Origin of the sequence: Microbacterium sp. NPDC064942 (assembly GCF_049545525.1) — a bacterium.
Taxonomy (GTDB): Bacteria; Actinomycetota; Actinomycetes; order Actinomycetales; family Microbacteriaceae; genus Microbacterium; species Microbacterium gawkjiense.
In genome coordinates this window covers 172,192-194,668 of record NZ_JBMWDR010000005.1, presented here as the reverse complement: position 1 = coordinate 194,668, position 22,477 = coordinate 172,192, and the positions used below count along the sequence as shown (strand labels likewise).

20 protein-coding genes, 2 tRNA genes and 1 pseudogene are annotated in these 22,477 nt (G+C 69.7%); 5 read left to right on the top strand and 18 right to left on the bottom strand.

Features of this window, described 5'->3' with window-relative positions:
• Positions 1–6: 6 nt before the first annotated feature.
• Positions 7–840 (bottom strand): type IV toxin-antitoxin system AbiEi family antitoxin domain-containing protein, encoded by an 834-nt coding sequence (locus tag ACPEH2_RS10590; protein ID WP_423718649.1) that lies wholly within the window; start codon positions 838–840, stop codon positions 7–9.
• Between the two features lie 272 nt (positions 841–1,112).
• On the opposite strand from ACPEH2_RS10590, the gene valS reads away from it, so the two are divergent.
• Positions 1,113–3,689, top strand: coding sequence for a valine--tRNA ligase (valS, locus tag ACPEH2_RS10585; RefSeq protein WP_423718648.1), 2,577 nt, complete (start codon positions 1,113–1,115; stop codon positions 3,687–3,689).
• Between the two features lies 1 nt (position 3,690).
• On the top strand, positions 3,691–3,939 hold the full coding sequence (locus ACPEH2_RS10580) for a hypothetical protein (RefSeq protein ID WP_217531501.1): 249 nt from the start codon (positions 3,691–3,693) through the stop codon (positions 3,937–3,939).
• A gap of 7 nt (positions 3,940–3,946) precedes the next feature.
• On the opposite strand, the gene ACPEH2_RS10575 is transcribed toward ACPEH2_RS10580, so the two are convergent.
• Positions 3,947–4,162 (bottom strand): hypothetical protein, encoded by a 216-nt coding sequence (locus ACPEH2_RS10575; protein WP_217531502.1) that lies wholly within the window; start codon positions 4,160–4,162, stop codon positions 3,947–3,949.
• Positions 4,159–4,758 carry an ArsR/SmtB family transcription factor gene (locus tag ACPEH2_RS10570; RefSeq protein WP_253034901.1) on the bottom strand — a complete coding sequence of 200 codons (600 nt, stop codon included), beginning with the start codon at positions 4,756–4,758 and terminating at the stop codon, positions 4,159–4,161. The genes ACPEH2_RS10575 and ACPEH2_RS10570 overlap by 4 nt, the downstream gene beginning before the upstream one ends.
• Positions 4,759–4,855: 97 nt before the next feature.
• Here ACPEH2_RS10570 and ACPEH2_RS10565 point away from each other — a divergent pair, with 97 nt between their 5' ends.
• Positions 4,856–6,913, top strand: coding sequence for a M3 family metallopeptidase (locus ACPEH2_RS10565; RefSeq protein ID WP_423718647.1), 2,058 nt, complete (start codon positions 4,856–4,858; stop codon positions 6,911–6,913).
• Positions 6,914–6,919: 6 nt separating this feature from the next.
• Here ACPEH2_RS10565 and ACPEH2_RS10560 read toward each other — a convergent pair whose 3' ends face one another.
• The 6 genes and pseudogenes from ACPEH2_RS10560 to ACPEH2_RS10535 all read right to left on the bottom strand — a co-directional run bounded on the left by ACPEH2_RS10560 (position 6,920) and on the right by ACPEH2_RS10535 (position 12,058).
• A complete protein-coding gene (locus tag ACPEH2_RS10560; RefSeq protein ID WP_217531505.1) occupies positions 6,920–7,483 on the bottom strand; it encodes a dihydrofolate reductase family protein in 564 nt (187 codons plus the stop codon).
• Between the two features lie 39 nt (positions 7,484–7,522).
• Complete coding sequence (gene clpX, locus ACPEH2_RS10555; protein WP_253034903.1) at positions 7,523–8,791, bottom strand: ATP-dependent Clp protease ATP-binding subunit ClpX; 1,269 nt, start codon at positions 8,789–8,791, stop codon at positions 7,523–7,525.
• Positions 8,792–8,920: 129 nt separating this feature from the next.
• A complete protein-coding gene (locus ACPEH2_RS10550) occupies positions 8,921–9,586 on the bottom strand; it encodes an ATP-dependent Clp protease proteolytic subunit (protein WP_064002237.1) in 666 nt (221 codons plus the stop codon).
• A 20-nt stretch (positions 9,587–9,606) separates the two neighbouring features.
• Positions 9,607–10,203 (bottom strand): annotated as a pseudogene (locus ACPEH2_RS10545) (ATP-dependent Clp protease proteolytic subunit); the annotation flags it as partial.
• Between the two features lie 165 nt (positions 10,204–10,368).
• The gene (gene tig, locus ACPEH2_RS10540) at positions 10,369–11,913 is read right to left on the bottom strand and encodes a trigger factor (protein WP_423718646.1); all 1,545 of its coding nucleotides are present in this window, start codon (positions 11,911–11,913) and stop codon (positions 10,369–10,371) included.
• A gap of 68 nt (positions 11,914–11,981) precedes the next feature.
• Positions 11,982–12,058, bottom strand: a tRNA-Pro gene (locus ACPEH2_RS10535).
• A 94-nt stretch (positions 12,059–12,152) separates the two neighbouring features.
• Between ACPEH2_RS10535 and ACPEH2_RS10530 the strand changes: the two genes are divergently transcribed.
• Positions 12,153–12,226, top strand: a tRNA-Gly gene (locus tag ACPEH2_RS10530).
• 222 nt (positions 12,227–12,448) lie between these two features.
• Here ACPEH2_RS10530 and ACPEH2_RS10525 read toward each other — a convergent pair.
• The 8 genes from ACPEH2_RS10525 to ACPEH2_RS10490 form a co-directional block, all read right to left on the bottom strand.
• Positions 12,449–14,911, bottom strand: a complete 2,463-nt coding sequence (locus ACPEH2_RS10525; protein ID WP_423718645.1) for a DEAD/DEAH box helicase — start codon at positions 14,909–14,911, stop codon at positions 12,449–12,451.
• Positions 14,908–15,663, bottom strand: coding sequence for a twin-arginine translocase subunit TatC (gene tatC, locus ACPEH2_RS10520; protein WP_423718661.1), 756 nt, complete (start codon positions 15,661–15,663; stop codon positions 14,908–14,910). Before tatC ends, ACPEH2_RS10525 begins: the two co-directional genes overlap by 4 nt.
• A 61-nt stretch (positions 15,664–15,724) precedes the next feature.
• A complete protein-coding gene (gene tatA / locus ACPEH2_RS10515) occupies positions 15,725–15,979 on the bottom strand; it encodes a Sec-independent protein translocase subunit TatA (protein WP_217531510.1) in 255 nt (84 codons plus the stop codon).
• A 56-nt stretch (positions 15,980–16,035) separates the two neighbouring features.
• Entirely contained in the window at positions 16,036–16,995 is a 960-nt protein-coding gene (locus ACPEH2_RS10510; RefSeq protein WP_359919320.1) for a helix-turn-helix transcriptional regulator, read from the bottom strand.
• Positions 16,992–17,990, bottom strand: coding sequence for a helix-turn-helix transcriptional regulator (locus tag ACPEH2_RS10505; protein ID WP_217531512.1), 999 nt, complete (start codon positions 17,988–17,990; stop codon positions 16,992–16,994). Before ACPEH2_RS10505 ends, ACPEH2_RS10510 begins: the two co-directional genes overlap by 4 nt.
• 44 nt (positions 17,991–18,034) lie before the next feature.
• Complete coding sequence (locus tag ACPEH2_RS10500; protein WP_423718644.1) at positions 18,035–19,000, bottom strand: FKBP-type peptidyl-prolyl cis-trans isomerase; 966 nt, start codon at positions 18,998–19,000, stop codon at positions 18,035–18,037.
• Between the two features lie 4 nt (positions 19,001–19,004).
• The gene (locus ACPEH2_RS10495; RefSeq protein WP_311861899.1) at positions 19,005–20,018 is read right to left on the bottom strand and encodes a tRNA (adenine-N1)-methyltransferase; all 1,014 of its coding nucleotides are present in this window, start codon (positions 20,016–20,018) and stop codon (positions 19,005–19,007) included.
• Positions 20,015–20,695, bottom strand: coding sequence for an HAD family hydrolase (locus tag ACPEH2_RS10490; RefSeq protein ID WP_064002246.1), 681 nt, complete (start codon positions 20,693–20,695; stop codon positions 20,015–20,017). The genes ACPEH2_RS10495 and ACPEH2_RS10490 overlap by 4 nt, the downstream gene beginning before the upstream one ends.
• 78 nt (positions 20,696–20,773) lie before the next feature.
• Here ACPEH2_RS10490 and ACPEH2_RS10485 point away from each other — a divergent pair, with 78 nt between their 5' ends.
• Positions 20,774–21,637: a PAC2 family protein gene (locus ACPEH2_RS10485; RefSeq protein WP_253034911.1), complete on the top strand. Its 864-nt coding sequence runs from the start codon at positions 20,774–20,776 to the stop codon at positions 21,635–21,637.
• A 6-nt stretch (positions 21,638–21,643) separates the two neighbouring features.
• Here ACPEH2_RS10485 and ACPEH2_RS10480 read toward each other — a convergent pair whose 3' ends face one another.
• Positions 21,644–22,477, bottom strand: a complete 834-nt coding sequence (locus ACPEH2_RS10480; RefSeq protein ID WP_366212951.1) for an undecaprenyl-diphosphate phosphatase — start codon at positions 22,475–22,477, stop codon at positions 21,644–21,646.

Genomic DNA, 22,477 nt, shown 5'->3' with positions numbered 1-22,477 from the left:
TCACCGTCACCGCTCGGCGAGATGCAGCCCCTGCGCCACCGCGCGCGCGACGGCGTCCTGCACGACGTGCCAGCGATGCACGACCTGCGCGTACCCGACGCGGATCACGTGGTACCCGAGGAGCATCAGTTCGGCGTCGTGGGCGTTGTCCCTGTCGCGCTGCGCGCCGACGTGGGTGCCGCCGTCGATCTGCAGGACGAGGCGATCGCCCAGCAGGAAGTCCACGCGATGTCCGGCGATCCAGGCCTGCGGCACGATGGGCACCCGCAGCCACGCGAGCCGCGGCGGGATGAAGGACTCGAGGCCCGAACCGGCGAAGGGTGTCACCTGGGCCAGGACCTCGCGTGCCCGTCCGCGGAACGGCAGCCGACGGAGCGCGGGCAGCTGGACCAGTCCCCGCTCGATCGCGGACTCCCACATCGCGAGGGCCTCCTCGAACGGCAGACAGCTCGCGCTGAGCGCGAGGACGTTCTCGATCGGGTCGACGAGCGCGTCCGGTGCGCGCGGCACGATCGGCTCGGACCAGTGGACGACCGTGCCCGGGTCCTCGGTCCGGACGGATCCCGAATGAGCGGATGCCGCGACGTGCGCCCCCTCCGCGTGCAGCACCCACAGCCCCAGTCGCTGCGCCTGCGTGACGCACGAGAGGACGACCCCTGCAGCGGCCGCCGCGCGAAGCGCGGGGTCGCTCGACGGGAGGGCGACCCACCCTCGCCGCGGCCTCACGAGCTCCCCGGTGTCCACCGCCGTGCGCACCGCGCGCTCACTGAAGCCGAGTCGGCGCAACGCCGCCGATCGGACGATCCCACCGCGCTGACCCACCGCATCCGTCACCCTCATCCGCACAGCCTGCGGCCCCGACGAGGCGCGGAATCGGCACGGCCGGAACAGTGTGCACGGGAGCGGCCCGGTCCGCACCCGGGAGGAAGCGCCGGAGGTTCGCGAGGAGATGACGCGTCCCGAGGGGCGGATCCCGGCATCCGCTCCTCGATAACCTCCATCTCCTCGCGAACCGTCACCCGTCCGGCGGACGCCCCGGCGGTAGACTGGCTCGGCACCCACACTCAGGCACGCTCACACAGTGCCGCACATATCGCTCGAGGAGCCCCACCATGACGAATGCGCACATTCCCGACAAGCCCGCCCTGGAAGGCCTCGAGCAGAAGTGGGATGCCGCGTGGTCCGACGCCGGCACGTACCTGTTCGACCGCGACGCGGCCAAGGCGAAGGGACGCGCGGGAGTCTTCTCGATCGACACGCCTCCCCCGACGGCATCCGGCTCGCTCCACATCGGTCACGTGTTCAGCTACACCCACACCGACGTGAAGGTGCGCTACGAGCGCATGCGCGGCAAGACCGTGTTCTACCCGATGGGCTGGGACGACAACGGTCTGCCGACCGAGCGACGCGTGCAGAACTACTACGGCGTGCGCTGCGACACGTCGCTCCCCTACGATCCGGACTTCACGCCGCCGTTCCGCGGTGACGCGAAGAGCCTCAAGCCGGCCGATCAGGTGCCGATCAGCCGTCGCAACTTCATCGAGCTCTGCGAGGAGCTGACGATCGAGGACGAGAAGCAGTTCGAGGACCTGTTCCGCAAGCTCGGCCTGTCGGTGGACTGGACGCAGACCTACCGCACCATCTCGGACGACACGATCCGCACGAGCCAGCTCGCCTTCCTCCGCAACCTCGAGCGCGGCGAGGCCTACCAGGCGATGGCGCCCACCCTCTGGGACATCGACTTCCGCTCCGCCATCGCGCAGGCCGAGCTCGAGGATCGCGACCAGCAGGCCTCGTACCACCGCGTCGCCTTCCACAAGAGCGACGGTTCGGGCGACATCCACATCGAGACGACACGTCCCGAGCTCCTCCCCGCGTGCGTGGCACTCGTCGCGAACCCCGACGACGAGCGCTACCAGCCCTACTTCGGCTCCACCGTCCGCACCCCGCTGTTCGACGTCGAGGTCCCCGTCCTCCCCCACCCCCTCGCGGTGAAGGACAAGGGCACGGGCATCGCCATGATCTGCACGTTCGGCGACGTGACCGACATCATCTGGTGGCGCGAGCTCGACCTGCCCAACCGCACGATCCTCGGCCGCGACGGTCGCATCATCGACGAGGCCCCCGACGTGCTCGTGACGGATGCCGCGAAGGCGGCGTACGCGGAGCTCGCCGGCAAGACGGTGTTCAGCGCCAAGAAGCGCATCGTCGAGCTGCTGCAGGAGTCCGGTGAGCTGCTCGAGGTGTCGAAGCCGTTCACCCACCCGGTGAAGTTCTACGAGAAGGGCGATCGTCCCCTCGAGATCGTCTCGACGCGCCAGTGGTACCTCCGCAACGGCGCCCGCGACGCGGAACTGCGCGACAAGCTCATCGAGATGGGCCGCGGCATGGGCTGGCACCCGGACTTCATGCGTGTGCGGTACGAGAACTGGACGAACGGCCTCACCGGCGACTGGCTCGTCTCGCGGCAGCGCTTCTTCGGCGTGCCCATCCCGGTCTGGTACGGCCTCGACGAGAACGGCGAACGCGACTACGACCGCGTCCTCACCCCCGACCTCTCGCGCCTCCCGGTCGACCCCACGACGGACGTGCCCGACGGCTACACCGAGGACCAGCGCGGCGTGCCCGGCGGCTTCGACGCCGAGCGCGACATCTTCGACACCTGGGCGACGTCGTCCTTGACCCCGCAGCTCGCGGGCGGCTGGGAGCGCGACCCCGAGCTCTGGAACCTGGTCGCCCCGTTCGACGTGCGCCCGCAGGGGCAGGACATCATCCGCACGTGGCTGTTCTCGACCATGGTCCGCTCGGTGCTCGAGGACGGCCGCGCGCCGTGGACGGATGCCGCCATCTCGGGCTTCATCGTCGACCCCGACCGGAAGAAGATGTCGAAGTCCAAGGGCAACGTCGTCACGCCCGCCGACATCCTCGACGCGCACGGAACCGACGCCGTCCGCTACTGGGCGGCCTCCAGCCGTCTCGGCGCCGACGCCGCGTTCGACCCGCAGAACCCGACCCAGGTGAAGATCGGTCGCCGCCTGGCGATCAAGGTGCTGAACGCGGCGAAGTTCGTGCTCTCGTTCCCCGTCCCCGAGGACGCTCGCATCACGCACGCTCTGGACGCGTCGATGCTCGCGACCCTCGACCAGGTCGTCCGGGATGCCACGAAGGCGTTCGACGCCTTCGACCACGCCCGCGCGCTGGAAGTCACCGAGGCGTTCTTCTGGACCTTCTGCGACGACTACCTCGAGCTCGTCAAGGAGCGTGCGTACAACCAGGCCGACGCCGGTCAGGCGTCGGCAGCGCTCGCGCTCCGCATGGCCCTGTCGACGCTCCTGCGTCTGCTCGCGCCGGTGCTCTCGTTCGCCGCGGAGGAGGCCTGGTCGTGGTTCGAGGCGGGGTCGGTGCACACCGCCTCGTGGCCCGAACCGCTCGGCATCGAGGGCGACCCGGCCGTGCTGCGGACGGTGGGCGAAGCGCTCATCAGCGTGCGCCGCGCGAAGACCGAGGCGAAGGCCTCGCAGAAGACGCCGGTCGCGTCGCTGACCATCACGGGACCGGATGCCGCACTCGACGCCATCCGCTCGGCCGAGGGCGACCTGGCCGCCGTCGGACGCATCGTGCAGGTCTCGTACGCGACCGGCGACACGGTGTCGGTCGGCGACATCGTCCTCACCCCGCAGGAGGCCTGACATGCAGCTCGGAACCCGTTGGACCAGCGGCGACCAGCCGCCGTCCGCCGTGCCGGAGATCCTGCGAGAGCAGATCGCGGCCGTCGACGCCACGATCGACCAGGATCCGCTCGGCCAGCCCCGCCCACGATGGACGCTGACCTGGCTCGAGGGACGCCCGGTCGCGGAGCTCGAGACAGGGGTCGTCGTGCGTGTGGGCCGCGAGGGCGAGATCGTCGTCGGTCATCTCGACGACGACGGCATGGCCTGACGGGGGCTCAGCCGCGCGGGTGACGCGCGAGGTGCGCGGCGACGTCGGCGCGGGTGCGCTCGACGTGCTCGTCGGCGGCTGACTGCGTCAGTGCCTGCTCGGCGCGGCGCATCATCCGTGCGGCCACGGCGCGCTGCACCGAGGCCGACGCCGCGAGCAGTGCCGCCTCGAGCCGAGTCGGACGCGCGGCGACGTCCAGCACAGGAATGGTGATCGTGGTCATCGTCCGTCTCCGTCCTCGGGAAGTTGGAACACGTCCACCCGGATGGTGAACGGCAGTCGGTCGGGCTCCTCTTCGCGCCCGCGGGCACCGGCGACGGCCTCGTCAACGACGGCGGACAGACGCTCGATGAGCGCCATGGCGTCATCGCGCGTGAGGTGGATGTTCGCGGTGGAGATCATCGCGGCGTCGTCCTCCTTGTCGGGCGACGCGATGCCCTCACTGACGTGCCGCATCAACTGCTGGTGCCGGCGACCGAGGAACTCGTTCATGATGAGCTGCGTAGCCGACCGGATGGCCGGCGACGCGAGGGCCTCGGGGCTGTCGAAGGAGACGGATTTGTCCGCACGTTCCCACCACCGCTCCCGCGCCGAACCGCGGTCGGGGATCTCGCGGATGAGGTCCTGTTTGGCCAGCGCCCGCAGGTGGTAGCTCGTCGCCCCCGAGGACTCCCCCGTGCGCTCGGCGAGCGAACTCGCCGTCTGGGGGCCGTACTGCGACAGGATGTCGAAGAGCTGCACACGCAGTGGATGCGCGAGGGCACGGAGGGCCCCGGCATCCAATTTGCGGTCTTCGCGCACCTGTCGCTGTTCGGTCATGATGCAAAGATACCTTTGCATGGCTCGCTTTGCAAGGTTTTCTTTGCAACGAGCCCTTTGCACGCCGCGGCTTCCGACTGCGACGTACGCTGGGACGATGACGGATGCCGCTGCCAACCCGCTCCTCTCGCCCTCCCCTCTCCCGTTCGATCTGCCGGATTACCCCCGCATCCGCCCTGAGCACTACCTGCCCGCTTTCGAGCAGGCGTTCGCGGCTCACCGCGCGGAAATCGAGGCCATCGCCGCCTCGACGGAGGAGCCCACGTTCGAGAACACGCTCGTCGCCCTCGAGCGCTCCGGCGAGCTGCTGGGACGCGTCGCACGCACCTTCTACACCGTCAGCTCCGCCGACGCGACGGCCGAGATCCAGGAGATCGACGAGCAGCTCGCGCCGCTCATGGCCGCGCACCAGGACGCCGTCACCCTCGACGCCCGCTTGTACGCGCGGGTCGCCGCCGTCCACGCGCAGCTGGACGACCTCGGCCTCACCGGGGAGGACCGCTACCTCGTGGAGCGCACCCACCGCGAGATGACGAACGCAGGTGCCGGACTCGACGAGGCCGACAAGACCGTCCTCACGGAGCTCAACCAGCAGCTCTCCGTGCTGACGACGACTTTCGAGAAGAACCTCCTCGCCGACACCAACGAGCTCGCCGTCGTGTTCGACGACGCCGCGGAACTCGACGGCCTCACCGACGGCGAGCTGTCGGCCGCGGCACGCAACGCCGCCGATCGCGGCCTCGACGGAAAGTTCGTCGTCACGCTGACGCTGTTCACGGGGCATCCCTACCTCTCCTCGCTCACGTCCCGCGCGAGCCGCGAGAAGCTGATGACCGCCTCCCGCTCGCGAGGGCGACGCGGCAACGAGAACGACAACCGCGCGGTCCTCACCGAGATCGTCCGGCTGCGCGCCGAGCGCGCCCGGGTGCTGGGGTACGACTCGCACGCGGCGTACGTCACCGCGGACGAGACGGCCGGTTCGCCCGAGGCGGTGCACGCGCTGCTGCGCCGCCTCGCGGTGCCGGCGGCGGAGAACGCCCGGCAGGAGCAGGCGGCACTGCAGGAGATCATCGACCGCGACGGCGGTGGGTTCGACCTGGCGGCGCACGACTGGGCGTTCTACACCGAGCGGGTCCGCGCCGCACGGTACGACCTCGACCGCACCGCGCTGCGGCCCTGGTTCGAGGCCGAGCGCGTGCTCGTCGACGGCGTGTTCCGCGCGGCGACCGACCTGTACGGCATCACCTTCACCGAGCACCCCGATCTGCCCGCCTACCACCCCGAGGCGCGCGTGTTCGAGGTCCGGAACGAGGACGGCTCGCATCTCGGGCTCTACATCCTCGACCTCTACACCCGCGACTCGAAGCGCGGCGGGGCGTGGATGAATTCGATCCTGTCGCAGTCCGCGCTGCGCGGCACGGCGCCGATCGTCGTGAACAACCTCAACGTGCCGCAGCCCGCGCCCGGCAGCCCCACGCTGCTGACCCTCGACGAGGTCACGACGCTCTTCCACGAATTCGGTCACGCGCTGCACGGACTGTTCGCGACGGTGACCTACCCGCACTTCGCCGGCACGGCGGTCTTCCGCGACTTCGTGGAGTTCCCGAGCCAGGTCAACGAGATGTGGATCTTCTGGCCCGAGATCCTGGCCTCGTACGCCCGCCACATCGACACTGACGAGCCGCTCCCGGCGGAGGTCGTCGCGAAGCTGCGCGAATCGGAGGCCTTCAACCAGGGCTTCGCCACCAGCGAGTACCTGGCCGCGTCCTGGATCGATCAGGCGTGGCACAGCCTCGATGTCGAGGACACGGCATCCGAGATCGACGTCGACTCCTTCGAGGCGACAGCACTCGCCGACATCGGACTCGACAATCCCGCTGTTCCGACCCGCTACTCGTCGACCTACTTCGCCCACGTCTTCTCTGGCGGGTACAGCGCGGGCTACTACTCCTACATCTGGAGCGAGGTCCTCGACGCCGACACCGTCGAATGGTTCCGCGAGAACGGCGGCCTCACCCGTGCGAACGGCGACCGGTTCCGCGATCGCCTGCTCGGTGTGGGCGGGTCGAAGGACCCGCTCGAGGCCTACCGCGACTTCCGCGGTCGCGACGCGCGGATCGAGCCGCTGCTCGAGCGCCGCGGTCTCACGGGCTGACCGGGCTCAGTCCGCCGCCGAGCCGACGCGGTAGACGAGTCGCGCGAACTGTCCGACCGCCTCGGCCGACACGAGCCGCAGGCGGTCGGACTCGAGTCGACGCGGCAACAGCGGTGCGCCGCCGGTGAGGAAGACGGGCGCGACCGACACGGCGATCTCGTCGAGCGCGCCGACGTCGAGGAACTGACCGGCGAGGTCTCCCCCGCCGACGATCCAGACGTCGCCGTCGCCGGCGGCCTCACGGATGTCGGGAAGGACGGATGCCACCGGTCCCCGGACGAAGCGGATGTCGGCGCCCGCGGGTCTCGGCAGGTCCCGCGTCGTGAACACGAACGTCGGACGGTCGCCGTGGAACTGCGTCCACCGCTCGGGGTGGGCGAGGATGTCGGACTCCGCCAGCACCCACTCGTAGGTCGTCGATCCTTCGACGAGCACGGTCGCCCCGGACGGCAGGAGGGCGTCGTCCGGAGTGTCGCCGTCCTCGACGGCGAACAGCCAGGCGAGGGAGTTCTCCTCGTCGGCGATGAATCCGTTGGCCGTCGTGGCGGTGTCGTAGAGGATGCGTCCCATGACGGGGACGCTACCCCCGGCCTACGACATCCGCGGGCGTCAGGCGCTCTTGCGCTTCTGGCGCAGCACGAGGGTGGGGGGCGCGCCGTCCTGGACGGCGGCGCGGGTGACCACGACCTTGTCGACGTCCTCCGCGGAGGGGATCTCGAACATGATCGGACCGAGGACGTCCTCGAGGATGGCCCGGAGTCCGCGGGCGCCGGTCTTGCGGGCGACGGCGAGATCGGCGATGGCGCGGAGGGCGTCATCCTCGAACTCGAGCTCGACACCGTCCAGCTCGAACATCCGCTGGTACTGCTTGACGAACGCGTTCTTCGGACCGGTGAGGATCTCGATCAGCGCGGTCTGGTCGAGCGGCGACACCGTCGTGACGACAGGCAGACGGCCGATGAACTCGGGGATGAGACCGAACTTGTGCAGGTCCTCGGGGAGGACGTCGCGGAAGACGTCCAGCTCCTGCTCCTTATCCTGCAGCGGAGCGCCGAAGCCGACGCCGTGCTTGCCGACACGCGACGAGATGATGTCCTCGAGCCCCGCGAACGCGCCCGCCACGATGAACAGGACGTTCGTCGTGTCGATCTGGATGAACTCCTGGTGCGGGTGCTTGCGGCCGCCCTGCGGCGGCACCGAGGCGACGGTGCCCTCGAGGATCTTCAGCAGTGCCTGCTGGACACCCTCACCCGAGACGTCACGGGTGATCGACGGATTCTCGGCCTTGCGGGCGATCTTGTCGACCTCGTCGATGTAGATGATGCCCGTCTCGGCGCGCTTGACGTCGAAGTCGGCGGCCTGCAGCAGCTTGAGGAGGATGTTCTCGACGTCCTCGCCGACGTAGCCGGCCTCGGTGAGGGCCGTCGCGTCCGCCACCGCGAAGGGGACGTTCAGCCGCTTGGCGAGCGTCTGCGCGAGGTACGTCTTGCCGCATCCAGTCGGTCCCAGCAGCAGGATGTTGCTCTTGGCGATCTCGACCTCGTCGGCGCGCTGCTCGGCGGACTGGATCGTGCTGCGGGCGCGGACGCGCTTGTAGTGGTTGTAGACGGCGACGGCGAGGGCGCGCTTGGCGGAGTCCTGGCCGACGACGTACTCCTCGAGGAAGCTGAAGATCTCGCGGGGCTTGGGAAGGTCGAAGTCCTTGACCTCACCGTCGCCGGACTCGGCCATGCGCTCTTCGATGATCTCGTTGCAGAGCTCGACGCACTCGTCGCAGATGTAGACGCCGGGGCCGGCGATCAGCTGCTGGACCTGCTTCTGGCTCTTGCCGCAGAAGGAACACTTGAACAGGTCGGCGCTCTCACCGATGCGTGCCATGGTGTCCCCCTCAGGATCTCGTGCCGGTGGAGATGAGCCTAATCGCAGATCCGGGCACGCGGCGGATTGCGACGCGAGTGTGGACGACGACGCCCCGCCGACGGATCGGCGGGGCGTCGGGTGCCGGCATCACGCGGTGATGGCGGCGGGGGTGCGCTTGCGCGAGGTCAGGACCTGGTCGACGATGCCGTACTCGAGCGCCTCCTGGGCCGAGAGGATCTTGTCGCGGTCGATGTCCTTATTGACCTGCTCGACGGTGCGGTTGGTGTGACGGGCCATCGTCTCCTCGAGCCAGGTGCGCATGCGGAGGATCTCCGCCGCCTGGATCTCGATGTCCGACGCCTGCCCGTGACCGGCCTCGCCGACGGCCGGCTGGTGCATGAGGATGCGGGCGTTCGGCAACGCGAGACGCTTGCCGGTGGCACCCGCGGCCAGCAGGACGGATGCCGCCGAGGCCGCCTGTCCGAGGACGACCGTCGACACCTGGGGCGAGATGTACTGCATCGTGTCGTAGATCGCCGTCATGGCCGTGAACGAGCCACCGGGCGAGTTGATGTACATGATGATGTCGCGGTCGGGGTCCATCGACTCGAGGACCAGCAGCTGCGCCATCACGTCGTCCGCGGATGCGTCGTCGACCTGGACGCCCAGGAAGATGACGCGGTCCTCGAACAGCTTGTTGTACGGGTCCTGGCGCTTGTAACCGTACGCGGTGCGCTCTTCGAACTGCGGCAGGATGTAGCGGCTCGAGGGCATGGCGACGCCCTGCGGGCGACCGAAAGTGGGGGTGTGCATTCTCTTCATCCTCCGGGCGATCAGTTCTCGGTCCCGCCACCGCCGGCGACGTCGGCGGCGTGTTCGCGGATGTGGTCGACGAAGCCGTACTCGAGGGCTTCCTCGGCCGTGAACCAGCGGTCGCGGTCGCCGTCGGCGTTGATCTGCTCGACGGACTTGCCGGTCTGCGCGGACGTGATCTCCGCGAGACGGTTCTTCATCGAGATGATCAGCTGGGCCTGGGTCTGGATGTCGCTGGCCGTGCCACCGAAGCCACCGTGGGGCTGGTGCAGCAGCACACGGGCGTTGGGCGTGATGTAGCGCTTGCCCTTCGTGCCGCTGGTCAGCAGGAGCTGACCCATCGAGGCGGCCATGCCGATGCCGACGGTGACGATGTCGTTCGGCACGAACTGCATCGTGTCGTAGATCGCCATGCCGGCGGTGATCGAGCCACCGGGCGAGTTGATGTAGAGGTAGATGTCCTTCTCGGAATCCTCGGCCGCGAGCAGCAGGATCTTGGCGCAGATCTCGTTCGCGTTCTCGTCGCGCACCTCGGAACCGAGCCAGATGATTCGGTCCTTCAGCAGCCGGTCGAAGACACTGGTCGCCATAAGGGGTTCAGCCATGGATGCTCTCCTGGATTCGTGTTCGTGCTTCGAATCTAGTGGCGCGTCCCGAGCGCCTCGCCCGTGTTCGCCGTGGGCATACCGGGGCGGGCATCCAGCCGCGCGAGCCCCGCGGACGCGGCCCGGAGACGCCGAAGGGCGGCGGGGCCGTGAGGCACCCGCCGCCCTTCGAAACGATCACTCCGCGTCGGCGGCCTTCTTGGTGGCGCGCTTGGCGGGAGCCTTCTTGGCGGGCGCCTCGGCGGCGTCCGCGTCGGCCTTCTTGGCGGCCGGCTTGCGGGCCGGAGCCTTCTTGGCGGCCGGCTTCTCCTCGGCTGCCTCGTCGGCGGCATCCGCCTTCTCGGCGGCGGCCTTCTTGGCCGGAGCCTTCTTCGCCGGAGCCTTCTTGGCAGGCGCCTTCTCGGCGGCGGGCTTCTCGTCGGCTGCCTCGTCCGCGGCGTCCTCGTCCTCGGCGGCGAAGCCGGCCAGGTCGACCTTCTTGCCGTTGGTGTCGACGACATTCACCTTGCCGAGCGCGATCGCCAGGGCCTTGTTGCGGGCGACCTCACCGACCATGAGCGGGATCTGGTTGCCCTCCTGCAGCGCGTTGACGAAGTCCTGCGGCGACATGCCGTACTGCGCCGACGACTGGATGAGGTACTGGGTGAGCTCCTCCTGGGAGACCTGCACCTCGTGCTTCTCGGCGATCTTGTCGAGGATCATCTGCGTGCGGAACTGCTTCTCGCTCGCCTCGGTGACCTCGGCGCGGTGCACGTCGTCCTCCAGGCGGCCCTCGCCCTCGAGGTGGGCGTGGACCTCGTCCTCGACCAGCTTGGCGGGGACGGGGATGTCGGCCTTCTCGATAAGGGCCTCGACGAGCTTGTCGCGCGCGGCCGAGCCCTGCGTGAAGACGGCCTGCTCCGAGACGCGCTCGACGAGGCTCTCGCGGAGCTCGGCGATCGTGTCGAACTCGGAGGCCACCTGCGCGAAGTCGTCGTCGGCCTCGGGGAGCTCGCGCTCCTTGACGGCCTTGACCGTCACGGCGACCTCGGCCTCTTCACCAGCGTGGTCGCCGCCGACGAGCTTCGAGCGGAACGTGGTGTCCTCACCGGCGGTGAGCGACTCGACGGCCTCGTCGATGCCCTCGAGCAGCTCGCCCGAGCCGACCTCGTAGGACACGCCCTCGGCGCGGTCGATCTCGGCGCCGTCGATCGTGGCGACGAGGTCGAGCTCGACGAAGTCGCCGGCCTTGGCGGGACGGTCGACGGTCACGAGCGTGCCGAAACGGCTGCGGAGCTTGTCGAGCTCGGCGTCAACGGCGGCCTCATCGGTCTCGACGGCGTCGACCTCGATCGTGATGTCGTCGTAGGAAGGCAGCTCGAACTCGGGGCGGACGTCCACCTCGACCTCGACCTTGAGGTCGCCGGAGAAGTCCTTCGTGCTCGGCCACTCGACGATCTCGGCGGCCGGGCGGCCGACGATGCGCACCTCGTTGGCCGTGACGGCCTCGCGGTAGAACGCGTCGAGTCCCTCGCTGACGGCGTGCTCGAGGACGGCCTCGCGCCCGATGCGCTGGTCGATGATCGGCGCGGGGACCTTGCCCTTGCGGAAGCCCGGGATCTGGACGTCCTGCGCGATGTGCTCGTACGCGTGGGAGATGCTCGGCTTGAGCTCCTCCGGGGTGACCGTGATGTGGAGCTTCACCCGGGTGGGGGTGAGCTGCTCGACGGTGCTGGTGACCATGCCTGTCGTTCTCCTTGTCCGGCCGCGCACGCGCGCGTCCGTTCGGTGATCTGGGTTCGTGGGGCCGTTGGTCGGGGCGACAGGATTTGAACCTGCGGCCTCCCGCTCCCAAAGCGGGCGCTCTACCAAGCTGAGCTACGCCCCGGGCGCGCACGCTGGCGAGCGCCGAAAAACGGCCGTTGGTCAGTCTAGCCGACCGTGTCGGGTACACTCGTCGAGGCGCTCATCGCAGCGCCGACGGGGATGTAGCTCAATGGTAGAGCCTCAGTCTTCCAAACTGATTACGCGGGTTCGATTCCCGTCATCCCCTCCATCGCCCTCACGTTCGGCCGCAGGCCGTGCGGGAGGGCGATCGTGTTGTCAGCGGATCGAACCCCTGGGTGGGCCCACGCCGCCCGAGGCTCCGCGCGGCGCGTAGCGGCGCGTGGAGGAGGCGGTGGGGACGATTCCCGTCATCCCCTCCATCGCCCTCACGTTCGGCCGCAGGCCGTGCGGGAGGGCGATCGTGTTGTCAGCGGGCCGCACTCGGCCGCTGTCACACCGAGCTGTAGGCGACGATGCCCCGTCGCACGGCGTCGAGGGCCTTCCGCGCGGTCGTCGCGACATCGGCATCCGCCACGATCGACAGCTGGTCGAGCAGGTCGATCGTCTGCTTCGTCCACCGGACGAAGTCGCCGGCCGCCATGTCCGCCTCGGTGAGGACGACGTCGAGCGACGCTCCGCGTGCCCAGGAGTTCATGGCCTGCGCGAGGCCGGTCGCGATCGCCTCGGTGCCCGGTAGGTGGTGGGCCTGTTCGAGATCGTCGAGTCGGCTCCAGAGGTCCTGCGTCTTCGTGAGGGCCTCGCGGAACGGTCCGCGCGGCAGGCGGTACTCCCCCGCCTCGTCGCGGCGCGGCTCGTAGACGAGGCAGCAGGCAAGGGCGGCGAGGCCGGCGGGGTCGAGCTCGCGCCACAGCCCGCGGCGCAGGGACTCCGCGACGAGCAGATCGCGTTCGCCGTAGATGCGGCGCATCGTGCGCCCGGCGGCCGTGAGCGTGGCCGCGCCGTCGTCGTCGAAGGCGACGTAGTCCAGCTCGGCCAGCACGTCGATGATGCGGTCGAAGATCCGCGCGACCGTGCCGGTGCGGGTCTCGATGTCGCGGCGCGTGCGATCGGTGCGCCGACGCAGCTTCCAGTACCGCTCGGCCCAGCGGGCGTGGTTCTCGCGATCGGGGCAGCCGTGGCAGGGGTGCCGCTGCATCCGGCGACGCAGCGACTGGATCTCGTTCTGGCGTTGCTGACGGATGCGGGCGGGCGCCGTCCGGTCGGCGCGGTTGAGCTTCTCGGCGTCACTGAGGTCGCGCCGGATGCCGGAGTACTCGGCAAAATCGCCGCGGTCGCACGTCATCGACTTCTCGTAGCCCGCGAGGGATGCCTCGGCCTCCTTCACCTGCCGGGCGAGGCCCACGACGGCGCGGTCTACCTGGAACTGCGCGAACGAGGACTCGAGGATCTCCCTGGCGCGCGGACGGCCGAACTGGTCGATGAGGTTGACCGCCATGTTGTACGTCGGCCGGAAGCTCGAGTTGAGCGGGTACGTGCGGCGCGACGCGAGCGCCGCCACCGCCTGCGGGTCGAGCGACTCGGTCCACTGGACGACCGCATGCCCCTCGACGTCGATGCCGCGCCGGCCGGCGCGCCCGGTGAGCTGGGTGTACTCGCCCGACGTGATCGCGACCCGCGCTTCGCCGTTGAACTTCTCGAGCTTCTCGAGCACGACGGTCCGGGCGGGCATGTTGATCCCGAGCGCCAGCGTCTCGGTCGCGAAGACCACCTTCACGAGTTTGCGCTGGAACAGCTCCTCGACGACCTCCTTGAACGCGGGCAGCAGGCCAGCGTGATGCGACGCGATCCCCCGCTCGAGGTTGTCGCGCCATTCCCAGTAGCCCAGGACGCCGAGGTCCTCGTCCTGGAGCGCCCGCATCCGCTCATCGATGATCCAGCGGATCTCGTCGCGCTCCGCGGTGTCGGTCAGCCGCACACCAGCGCGCCGGACCTGCTGCACCGCGGCGTCGCATCCGACCCGACTGAAGATGAAGAAGATGGCGGGCAGCAGGTTGGAGCGACCCAGCAGCTCGACGACCTGCGGACGGTCCATCCGCTCGATCCGCATCGCCGTCGACGGTCGTACGGGACGCTTACCGCCCCGGTGCGGGCGGCGCCTCTCCTGGTCGCCGCGCGAGCGGTACTCCATGGCGCGGCGATTGTTCTCGTAAACGGCGCCCTTGGGTGAGCGGATGCGGGTGAGCTCCTGGTTCACCTGTGCGGTGGCGATGCCGGCGCGGTCGTCGAACAGCGGCAGGAGGTCGCCGCGCACGAGGACGTGCTGCTCGAGCGGAACGGGACGGGTCTCGGAGACGATCACGGCCGTGTCGCCGCGGACCGTGTCGAGCCAGTCGCCGAATTCCTCGGCGTTCGAGACCGTCGCCGACAGGGAGACGAGGCGCACAGCGGGCGGCAGATGGAGGATGACCTCCTCCCACACCGGTCCGCGGAACCGGTCGGCGAGGTAGTGCACCTCGTCCATCACGACGTAGCGGAGTCCGCGCAGGGCCGGCGAGTCGGCGTAGAGCATGTTCCGGAGCACTTCGGTGGTCATGACCACGACGCGCGCGTTCCCGTTGATGTTCGTGTCGCCGGTGAGCAAGCCGACCTCGCCCTCGCCGTAGACCTCCTGCAGCTCGCGGAACTTCTGGTTCGACAGCGCCTTCATCGGCGTCGTGTAGAAGGCCTTGTCGCCCGGTTCCCGCATCGCGAGGTGGATCGCGAACTCGCCGACGATCGTCTTGCCGGCGCCCGTCGGGGCGGCGACGAGCACGCTCCTGCCCTCTTCGAGTGCGTGACAGCCCTCGATCTGGAACGGGTCGAGGTCGAACCGCTGCAGGGACGCGAAGGAGGCGGAGATCGGATGCCGGCGCTCCGACTGCGCGCGGGCGTAGCGTGCCGAGGGGTCGGTCATGCGGCCGGACCGAGGAGCGCCTCGTCGCGCTTGCGTTTGCGGCGATCGAAGAGCATCGAGAGTCCGGCGGCGGCGAAGAAGAGCACCGTCAGGATGCCCGCGAGGATGAGCATGCTGACGACGTCGGCTGCGGGGGTGGCGGCTCCGGCGAACACCGTCGCGATGACGATCGCCACGCGCCAGCCCTTGATGATCTCGCGGCCGGTCATGACGCCGGCGAGGTTCAAGGCGACGAGGAACACCGGGGTCACGTAGGCGACGCCCACGACGAGGAGGAGTTTGAACACGAAGTCGTAGTAGTACTTCGCGTCGTAGAAGTTGGAGGCGCCGACGGGCGTGAAGCCGGCCATCAGCTCGACGAGGTGCGGAAGGATCAGCCAGCCCGTGAAGGTGCCTGCGAAGAACAGCGGCACCGCGGCAGCGACGAACCCGATCGTGTAACGGATCTCCTTCCGCGTCAGCCCGGGCATCAGGAAGGCCCAGATCTGCCACAGCCAGACAGGCGCAGAGATGAGCAGGCCGACGGCGAAGGAGATGCGGATGCGGAGGTCGAAGGCGGATGTCACCGTCGCGAACATGAGGGTGACGGCATCCTCGTCACCTCGACGCTCGGCGACGATGCGGATGGGCTCCGTCATCGCCCAGATGATGCCGTCCGTCAGGATGAAGGAGACGACCATTCCCACGACGAGCGCCGCGGCAGCGATCAGCAGCCGTTTGCGGAACTCTCGCAGATGGTCGCCGAGCGACATCCGCTTGTCCCGGTAAGGGGCGTCGTCTCGCGCGGCGTCCCGTTCGGTGGTCGTCACTGAATCAGGATGCGGGGCCCTGCGGTGGGCCCTGCGCGGGCGGCGGCGTCAGCGGGGTGACCGAGGACGGCGCCGGAGGAGCCTGGTGGTTCGGCGTCTCAGCCGGCCCGTCCTCCTCCTTCATCGCCTTCATCTCGCCCTTGAAGACACGCGCCGACTGACCGACGCTCTTCGCCAGCGCCGGCAGTTTGGCCGCACCGAACAGAAGAAGGATCACCGCCAAGACGATGAGAAGATGCCAGCCCTGCAGACCGCCCATGAAAGCTCCTCGGGGTTGAAGTCTTTCCAGTCTAACCGCCCGGGAGCGGCCGGTCCTCAGGTGTACTGCGCGAGCCCCGCCTCGGCCCACCCCCGCGCCGCTTCCCGCGCGGTGTCGGGCGAGACGACCTCGACGTCGCCCCCGAGACGAGCGGCCAGTCGCTTCAGGCTGCGCTCGTCACCGACCCGCAGACGGACCGACCGGACATCGCCCTTGCCCCGCACGACGGCGCGCGCCGCGAACTCGCCGAGCAGCGGAACGACGTCCTTGCGGCAGCGGAGCTCGACGATCACATCGGACTCGGCCGGCTCGAACAGGCCCGGCAGCGGGTCCGCGCCGTGCGTGCTCGGGATGTCGGTGAGGACGACCTCGGAGACCCGGTCGAGGTGGAACGTGCGCACAGCCTGCCGCAGGTGGCACCAGCCCTGCAGGTACCACTGGCCGTCCGCGATGTGGACCTTGACCGGGTCGACCGTGCGGGTGGTCACCGGCGCGTCCGGAGCCCGGTACTCGAACGACACGGCGACGCCTCTCTGGACGGCCGCCGCGACCGTGGTGCGGACGTCGTCGACGACGGGGGTGGCGACGATCACCTCCGCCGGAGCACTCGACGCGCCGGCGGCGAGCTTGGCGAGGAGCCCCTGGACGACGCCGCTGTCCCCCACCCCCGGAAGGCTCGCCGCGAGCTGCAGGCCCGCCAGCAGGGCGGCCGCCTCGCGGGCGGTCAGCCGCGGCGTGCGCTCGAGCGCGACGGCGTTCGTGATCGAGATGGTGTCCTGCTCGTCGAGCAGATCCCAGTCGATGTCGAAGAGGTCGTTCGCCATCTGCCAGAAGCCGCCGTCGCCAGGCAGGCCGATGACGGTCAGCTTCTCGACCATCGAGCGCATCTCGTCGGGCGCGACATCGAAGTCCCGTGCGGCGTCCTCGACGGTGACCTCGCCCTTCGAGATCAGGTACGGCACAAGCTGGAGGATCAGGGAGGCGCGGTCGGTCGCGACCAGCGGTTGCGCGCTCATCCGGCGGCCTCCGCGTGCAGGTCGCGGGCGCGGCGGAGGCGCGCGACGACGAGGTCGGCCAGCTCGACCGGCTCGATCACCCGGACCTCGGGACCGTAGGAGGCGAGCTCGTCGGCGAAGATCTGCGCGTCGACGTAGGGCACCCGGCATCCGGTGTCGTCGGCGGCGACCGCGCGACGGTTCAAGCGCACCGCGGCCTCGGTCCCCGGCTCGACCTGGACGAGCGCGCGCTGACGACGGGCGACCGCCTCGAGCCCGGCGATCGCTTTGTCGCCCGCGCCCTCGCGCAGCGAGAGATCGAACGAGGTGCGGGTGACGACGACGTCCGAGGAGATGCGGGTCAGCAGGAAGGTGCGCTCGGCGTCCTGCAGCAGATCGAAGCCGTACACGTGCCACCGACCCTCGTACTCGACGAGCGCCCACGGCTGCACACGGCGGCGGTGCGCGGCATCCGATCCGCCCTTGACGTAGTCGAACTCGACAACCCGCCCCTGCTCGATCGCACGCTGCAGCGGCGAGAACGACGGCTCGCGCAGGCTGATGCGCGGCGCGTAGCCGATGATGGGGGCGTCGACCTCGATGCCGAGCGCCTGGATCTTGCGCAGACCGCTGCGCGCCGACGCCGACATGGAGCTCTCGCCCCAGACGCCGCTGGCCAGGTTGAGCACCGCGATCTCGGCCGGGGTGAAGTCGATGTCGACCGGCAAGGAGTACTCGGCCGTCGGGATTCGGTACCGCGCCTCGCGGAGGTCGTCGGGGTCGGCGTAGTCACCGATCGTCTCGATCGGAACGCCGAGCGAGCGCAGGCTGTCCTTGTCGCGTTCGAACATCTTCTCGAGCGCATCCTTCGACGCACCCGCCGCTCCCTGCTCGCGGTAGCCCGACACGGACGAGAGGATCGTGTCCTTCGTCAGCCCCTGTTCCGTCGCGAGCAACGCGACGACGAGGTTGACGAGCCGTTCCTCGGGCGCGCTGCGGATCGGATCGGTGGGCACACGGCAATCCTAGGCGCGGGACCGGTCGCCGGCCCCGCGCGGGCTCACTGTGTCGCCGTGGTGGCGTCGTCGCTCGTGTCGATCCCGAGGATGTCGATCACGAAGACGAGCGTCGAGTTCGCGGGGACGGAACCCGAGGCCGTGTCGCCGTAGGCCTGGTCGGGAGGGATGACCGCGAGCACCTGCGACCCCACGGTCTGACCCTCCAGCGCCTTCTGGAAGCCGGGGACCACGCTGTCCAGCGACAGCGTCGCCGGGGAGCCCTTCTCCCACGTGGAATCGAACACCTCTCCGGTGTTCCAGAGCACACCGGTGTAGTTGACGCGCGGCGTCGAGTCGGCGGTGAGCTTCTCGCCGTCGCCCTTCTTGAGGGTCTTGATGATCAGGTCCTTCGGCGCGACCGCGTCGGGGACGATGATGCCCGGGGTGCCGTCGGGGGCGAGGACGACGGTGGGGATGTTGCTGCCGTCGACGTACTGCGGCACGCCGTTCGCCGCCGGAAGGAAGACCGTGTTCACGTCGATGACGACCACGGCCGCCTGCTCCTCGCTCAGGCCGATCTGGCTCACGAGGTCGGGGTTCAGGTCCTTCGCCGGGATGGCCGAGACGATCCTCGAGCCCGGGCGGGCGCAGTCGAGGATCTTCTCGATCGTCGGGAACGTCTGCTCGAGGACGCTCACCTGGACGACGCGGGTGGGCGCGGACAGGACCGTCTGACCTGTCGCGCCGTCGAGGAGCGTGATCCCCAGCTGGACGTCCTGCTCGCTCGTCGTGATCGGGGTGCCCGAGCCGGTCGCGATGTCGGTGAACGAGGTCTTCGTGACGTAGACCGGGGTGGTGGTGGTGGCCGCCGGTGCCGCCTCGGCATCCGTCACATCGACGAGGTCGAGGGACGAAGCGGGCGCGGTGACGCGTTCGCAGCCGGCGTCTGCGGGACCGGTGGGGGCGCACCCGACGAGGGCCAGGGCGGTCAGGCCGAGCACGGCCACGGCAGCGGGGATCTGACGCATTGGATCAGTCTACGGTCTCGCCGGAGCGATCCTCGGCAGCCTGCCGGGCGCCCTCGACGGCGCGCTGGGCGTCGCGCACCCGCTTGCGGAGGTTCTTGTCCGTGATCTCGCGGTCGCCCACGGCACCGGGGGTCCACGCCTCGACGTCCTCGTCGGCGTACGACGGCTTCTTCAGCGCGCGCTTGCGCACATCCGGCGGCATCGCACCGGGGGCCAGGCGACGGGCGGTGAGGAGGAACCCGGTGTGCGCAACCATGCGGTGGTCCGGACGCACGGCGAGACCCTCGACGTGCCACCCCCGCACCATCGTCTCGGTCGCCTCGGGCTCGGTGAACAGGCCCGAATGCCGGATGTACTCGGCGACCCGGCTGAGCTGGGTGGCCGTCGCGATGTAGCAGAGCACGACGCCGCCCGGGGTGAGCGCCTCGGCCACGACGTCGATGCACTCCCACGGCGCCAGCATGTCGAGCACGACGCGGTCGACGCTGCCCGGCTCGGTCACCTGCGGCAGTTGCTCGGCGAGGTCGCCGACGACGACCCGCCACGAGTCGGGGTAGTGCCCGAGGAAGGTTTCGACGTTGGCCTCGGCGACCTCGGAGAACTCCTCGCGGCGCTCGAACGACAGCAGGCGACCGGAGGGCCCGATCGCGCGGAGCAGCCACAGCGACAGCGCGCCCGAGCCGACGCCGGCCTCGACGACGGTCGCCCCGGGGAAGATGTCGGCGGAGGCGAGGATCTGCGCGGCATCCTTCGGGTAGACGATCGCCGCGCCGCGCGGCATCGACATGACGAAGTCGCGCAGCAGCGGACGGAGCGCCAGGTACTCGTGACCGCCGCTGTTCACGACGACCGAGCCGTCGGGCTGACCGATGATCGCCTCGTGGCGCAGCACGCCGTGGTGCGTGTGGAGCTCGCCGCCCTCCCGCAGGGTGACGGTGTGCATGCGCCCCTTGGGTCCGGTCAGCTGGACGCGGTCACCCAGCCGGAACGGGCCGCTCGGCCGCAGGTCGGCGCTCACGCGTCCACCTCCTGGCGCACGCGGGCGAGCACGTCGGCGACGTCGGCGACGGTCCGGCCGTCGAGCGTGGGCCACAACTCGTGCGCCCCCACCCCGTCGAGCGGGACCATGTGCGGGATGCCGACCGTCACCGTGCCCGCGGCGATGGCGGAGGCGGTGCCGGTGAGCGAATCCTCGAAGGCGACCGTGTCGGCGGGATCCACCCCGAGCGCGGCACAGGCCTGCAGGTACGGAGCGGGATGCGGCTTGGCGTGGGTGACGTCATCGCCGCCGATGACGAGATCGAACGCGTCGAAGTCGATGAGCTCGGTGATGACCCTCGCCATCCGACTCATGGACATGGTGACGAGGGCCGTCGGCACGCCCTGCTCGCGGAGCTCGCGGAGCAGCTCCCGAGCACCGGGACGGAAGGGCACGCCGTCCTCGCGCAGGCGGCGCATGACCTCGTCGGTCAGGTGGGCGACGATCTCGTCGACCTCGAGGCGCACACCGGCGCCCTGCAGGACGCGCGCGGCGTCCTCGAGGCCCATGCCCACCATGGCGAGACCGTCCTCGTGCGTCCAGGTGCCGCCGAAGCGCTCGACGAGCGGGGTCTCGGCGGCCATCCAATACGGCTCGGTGTCGACGAGGGTGCCGTCCATGTCCCAGAGGACCGCGGCGGGAAGGGGGGAAGTCACCGGTCAATGCTATGCGAGGCCTTCCGCCCGCCCGGTGGCGGTCGGCGTATCGTGGGGGTACCGACAGAGAGGACGTCCGTGCAGGGACTGGGACAGCGGGTGCTCGTGATCGCCGTCGACGGCTGGAACGACGCCGGAGAGGCCGCCACCGCCGCGGTCGCACAGCTGCGCTCGTCCGGGACGTTCGAGAGGGCGTTCGGCGTCGACCCGGAGCTGTACTTCGACTACCAGTACACACGTCCGCAGATGCAGATGGATGCCGACGGTGCCCGTCGCCTGGTCTGGCCCGACGCCACCCTCTGGCGCCCCGTGACGCCGCGCGAGGACGGCCCCGACCTCTGGCTGCTGACGGGGACGGAGCCGGCCCGCGCCTGGCAGGCGTTCGCGGCGGAGTTCGTCGATGCCGCCCTGCGCGAGGACATCACGGGCATCGTGGCCCTCGGGTCGATGATGAGCGACGTCCCGCACACCCGCCCGATCTCGGTGTTCGCGGGATCCGAGAACGAGGAGCTGCGCTCGGCTCTCGGGCTCGAGCGCTCGACCTACGAGGGGCCGGTCGGCATCCTGTCGGCGCTCGCCGCGGCGGGCGAGGCCGCCGGCATCCCCTCGGCCGGTCTGTGGGCGAGCATCCCCCACTACGTCGGCGGACACACGCCGTCGCCCAAGGCCACCCTCGCGCTCCTCGACAAGCTCGAGGAGATCACCGGTGCGACGATCACGCGCGGCACGTTGCCGGCGGATGCGCTCGCGTGGGAGGCGTCGATCGACGCCGCCGCGGCCGACGACGAGGAGATGACGGAGTACATCCGCCAGCTCGAGACGACCCGTGACGCGTGGGACTCCCCCGAGGCGTCGGGCGACGCCATCGCGCAGGAGTTCGAGCGCTACCTGCGCCGCCGCGGCGACGGACCGCGCGGGCCGAAGGACGACCCGCGCCGCTGAGCGGGCTCAGTAGGCCTGCAGTACCCCGGTGGCGAGCAGGATGAGCAGGACGACGCCCAGCACGATCCGGTAGAGGACGAACGGCAGGAAGCTGCCGCGCTTGAGGTATCGCATGAGGTAGGCGATGACCGCGAGACCCACGCCGAACGAGACGACCGTCGCGACCGCGGTCTCACCCAGGGTGAACGGCGACTGCCCGGGCTCGCGGATCGCCTGCAGCAGCTCGTAGAGGCCGCTGCCGAACACGGCCGGCACCGCCAGCAGGAACGCGACCTCCGCCGCGGCCGGACGGGTGTACCCGAGCGCCAGGCCGGCGGTCGTCGTGGCACCCGAGCGCGAGACGCCGGGGATGAGGGCGAGCGCCTGGGCGAAGCCGAGGGTCAATCCGTGACCCATCGTCAGGTCCTTCTCGGTGCGGTCTCGCTTTCCGAGGGCGTCCGCGACACCGAGGATCAGGCCGAACACGATGAGGACGATCGCGACGAGCCAGAGGTTGCGGAACGTCTCGCGGATCACGTCCTGGAAGAGGAAGCCGAGCACGCCGATCGGGATCGTGCCGATGATGACGATCCACCCCATCCGCGCGTCCGGGTCGTTGCGCGGGACACGCCCCGTGAGGGACTTCGCCCACGCGACGATGATGCGCACGATGCGGGTCCAGAAGTACACGAGGACGGCGAGCTCGGTGCCGATCTGCGTGATGGCGGTGAACGTCGCACCCGGGTCCTCGGCCGAGGGCAGGAACTCCCCCACGATGCGCAGGTGCGCACTCGAGGAGATCGGGAGGAACTCGGTCAGACCCTGGACGATGCCCAGGATGATGGCCTCGAGGATCGACAT

Bases quoted from the DNA above. Each gene is read 5' to 3' on its own strand.
- ACPEH2_RS10590 (WP_423718649.1), bottom strand. From the start codon at position 840: ATGAGGGTGACGGATGCGGTGGGTCAGCGCGGTGGGATCGTCCGATCG.
- valS (WP_423718648.1), top strand. From the start codon at position 1,113: ATGACGAATGCGCACATTCCCGACAAGCCCGCCCTGGAAGGCCTCGAG.
- ACPEH2_RS10580 (WP_217531501.1), top strand. From the start codon at position 3,691: ATGCAGCTCGGAACCCGTTGGACCAGCGGCGACCAGCCGCCGTCCGCC.
- ACPEH2_RS10575 (WP_217531502.1), bottom strand. From the start codon at position 4,162: ATGACCACGATCACCATTCCTGTGCTGGACGTCGCCGCGCGTCCGACT.
- ACPEH2_RS10570 (WP_253034901.1), bottom strand. From the start codon at position 4,758: ATGACCGAACAGCGACAGGTGCGCGAAGACCGCAAATTGGATGCCGGG.
- ACPEH2_RS10565 (WP_423718647.1), top strand. From the start codon at position 4,856: ATGACGGATGCCGCTGCCAACCCGCTCCTCTCGCCCTCCCCTCTCCCG.
- ACPEH2_RS10560 (WP_217531505.1), bottom strand. From the start codon at position 7,483: ATGGGACGCATCCTCTACGACACCGCCACGACGGCCAACGGATTCATC.
- clpX (WP_253034903.1), bottom strand. From the start codon at position 8,791: ATGGCACGCATCGGTGAGAGCGCCGACCTGTTCAAGTGTTCCTTCTGC.
- ACPEH2_RS10550 (WP_064002237.1), bottom strand. From the start codon at position 9,586: ATGCACACCCCCACTTTCGGTCGCCCGCAGGGCGTCGCCATGCCCTCG.
- tig (WP_423718646.1), bottom strand. From the start codon at position 11,913: ATGGTCACCAGCACCGTCGAGCAGCTCACCCCCACCCGGGTGAAGCTC.
- ACPEH2_RS10525 (WP_423718645.1), bottom strand. From the start codon at position 14,911: ATGACCGACCCCTCGGCACGCTACGCCCGCGCGCAGTCGGAGCGCCGG.
- tatC (WP_423718661.1), bottom strand. From the start codon at position 15,663: ATGTCGCTCGGCGACCATCTGCGAGAGTTCCGCAAACGGCTGCTGATC.
- tatA (WP_217531510.1), bottom strand. From the start codon at position 15,979: ATGGGCGGTCTGCAGGGCTGGCATCTTCTCATCGTCTTGGCGGTGATC.
- ACPEH2_RS10510 (WP_359919320.1), bottom strand. From the start codon at position 16,995: ATGAGCGCGCAACCGCTGGTCGCGACCGACCGCGCCTCCCTGATCCTC.
- ACPEH2_RS10500 (WP_423718644.1), bottom strand. From the start codon at position 19,000: ATGCGTCAGATCCCCGCTGCCGTGGCCGTGCTCGGCCTGACCGCCCTG.
- ACPEH2_RS10480 (WP_366212951.1), bottom strand. From the start codon at position 22,477: ATGTCGATCCTCGAGGCCATCATCCTGGGCATCGTCCAGGGTCTGACC.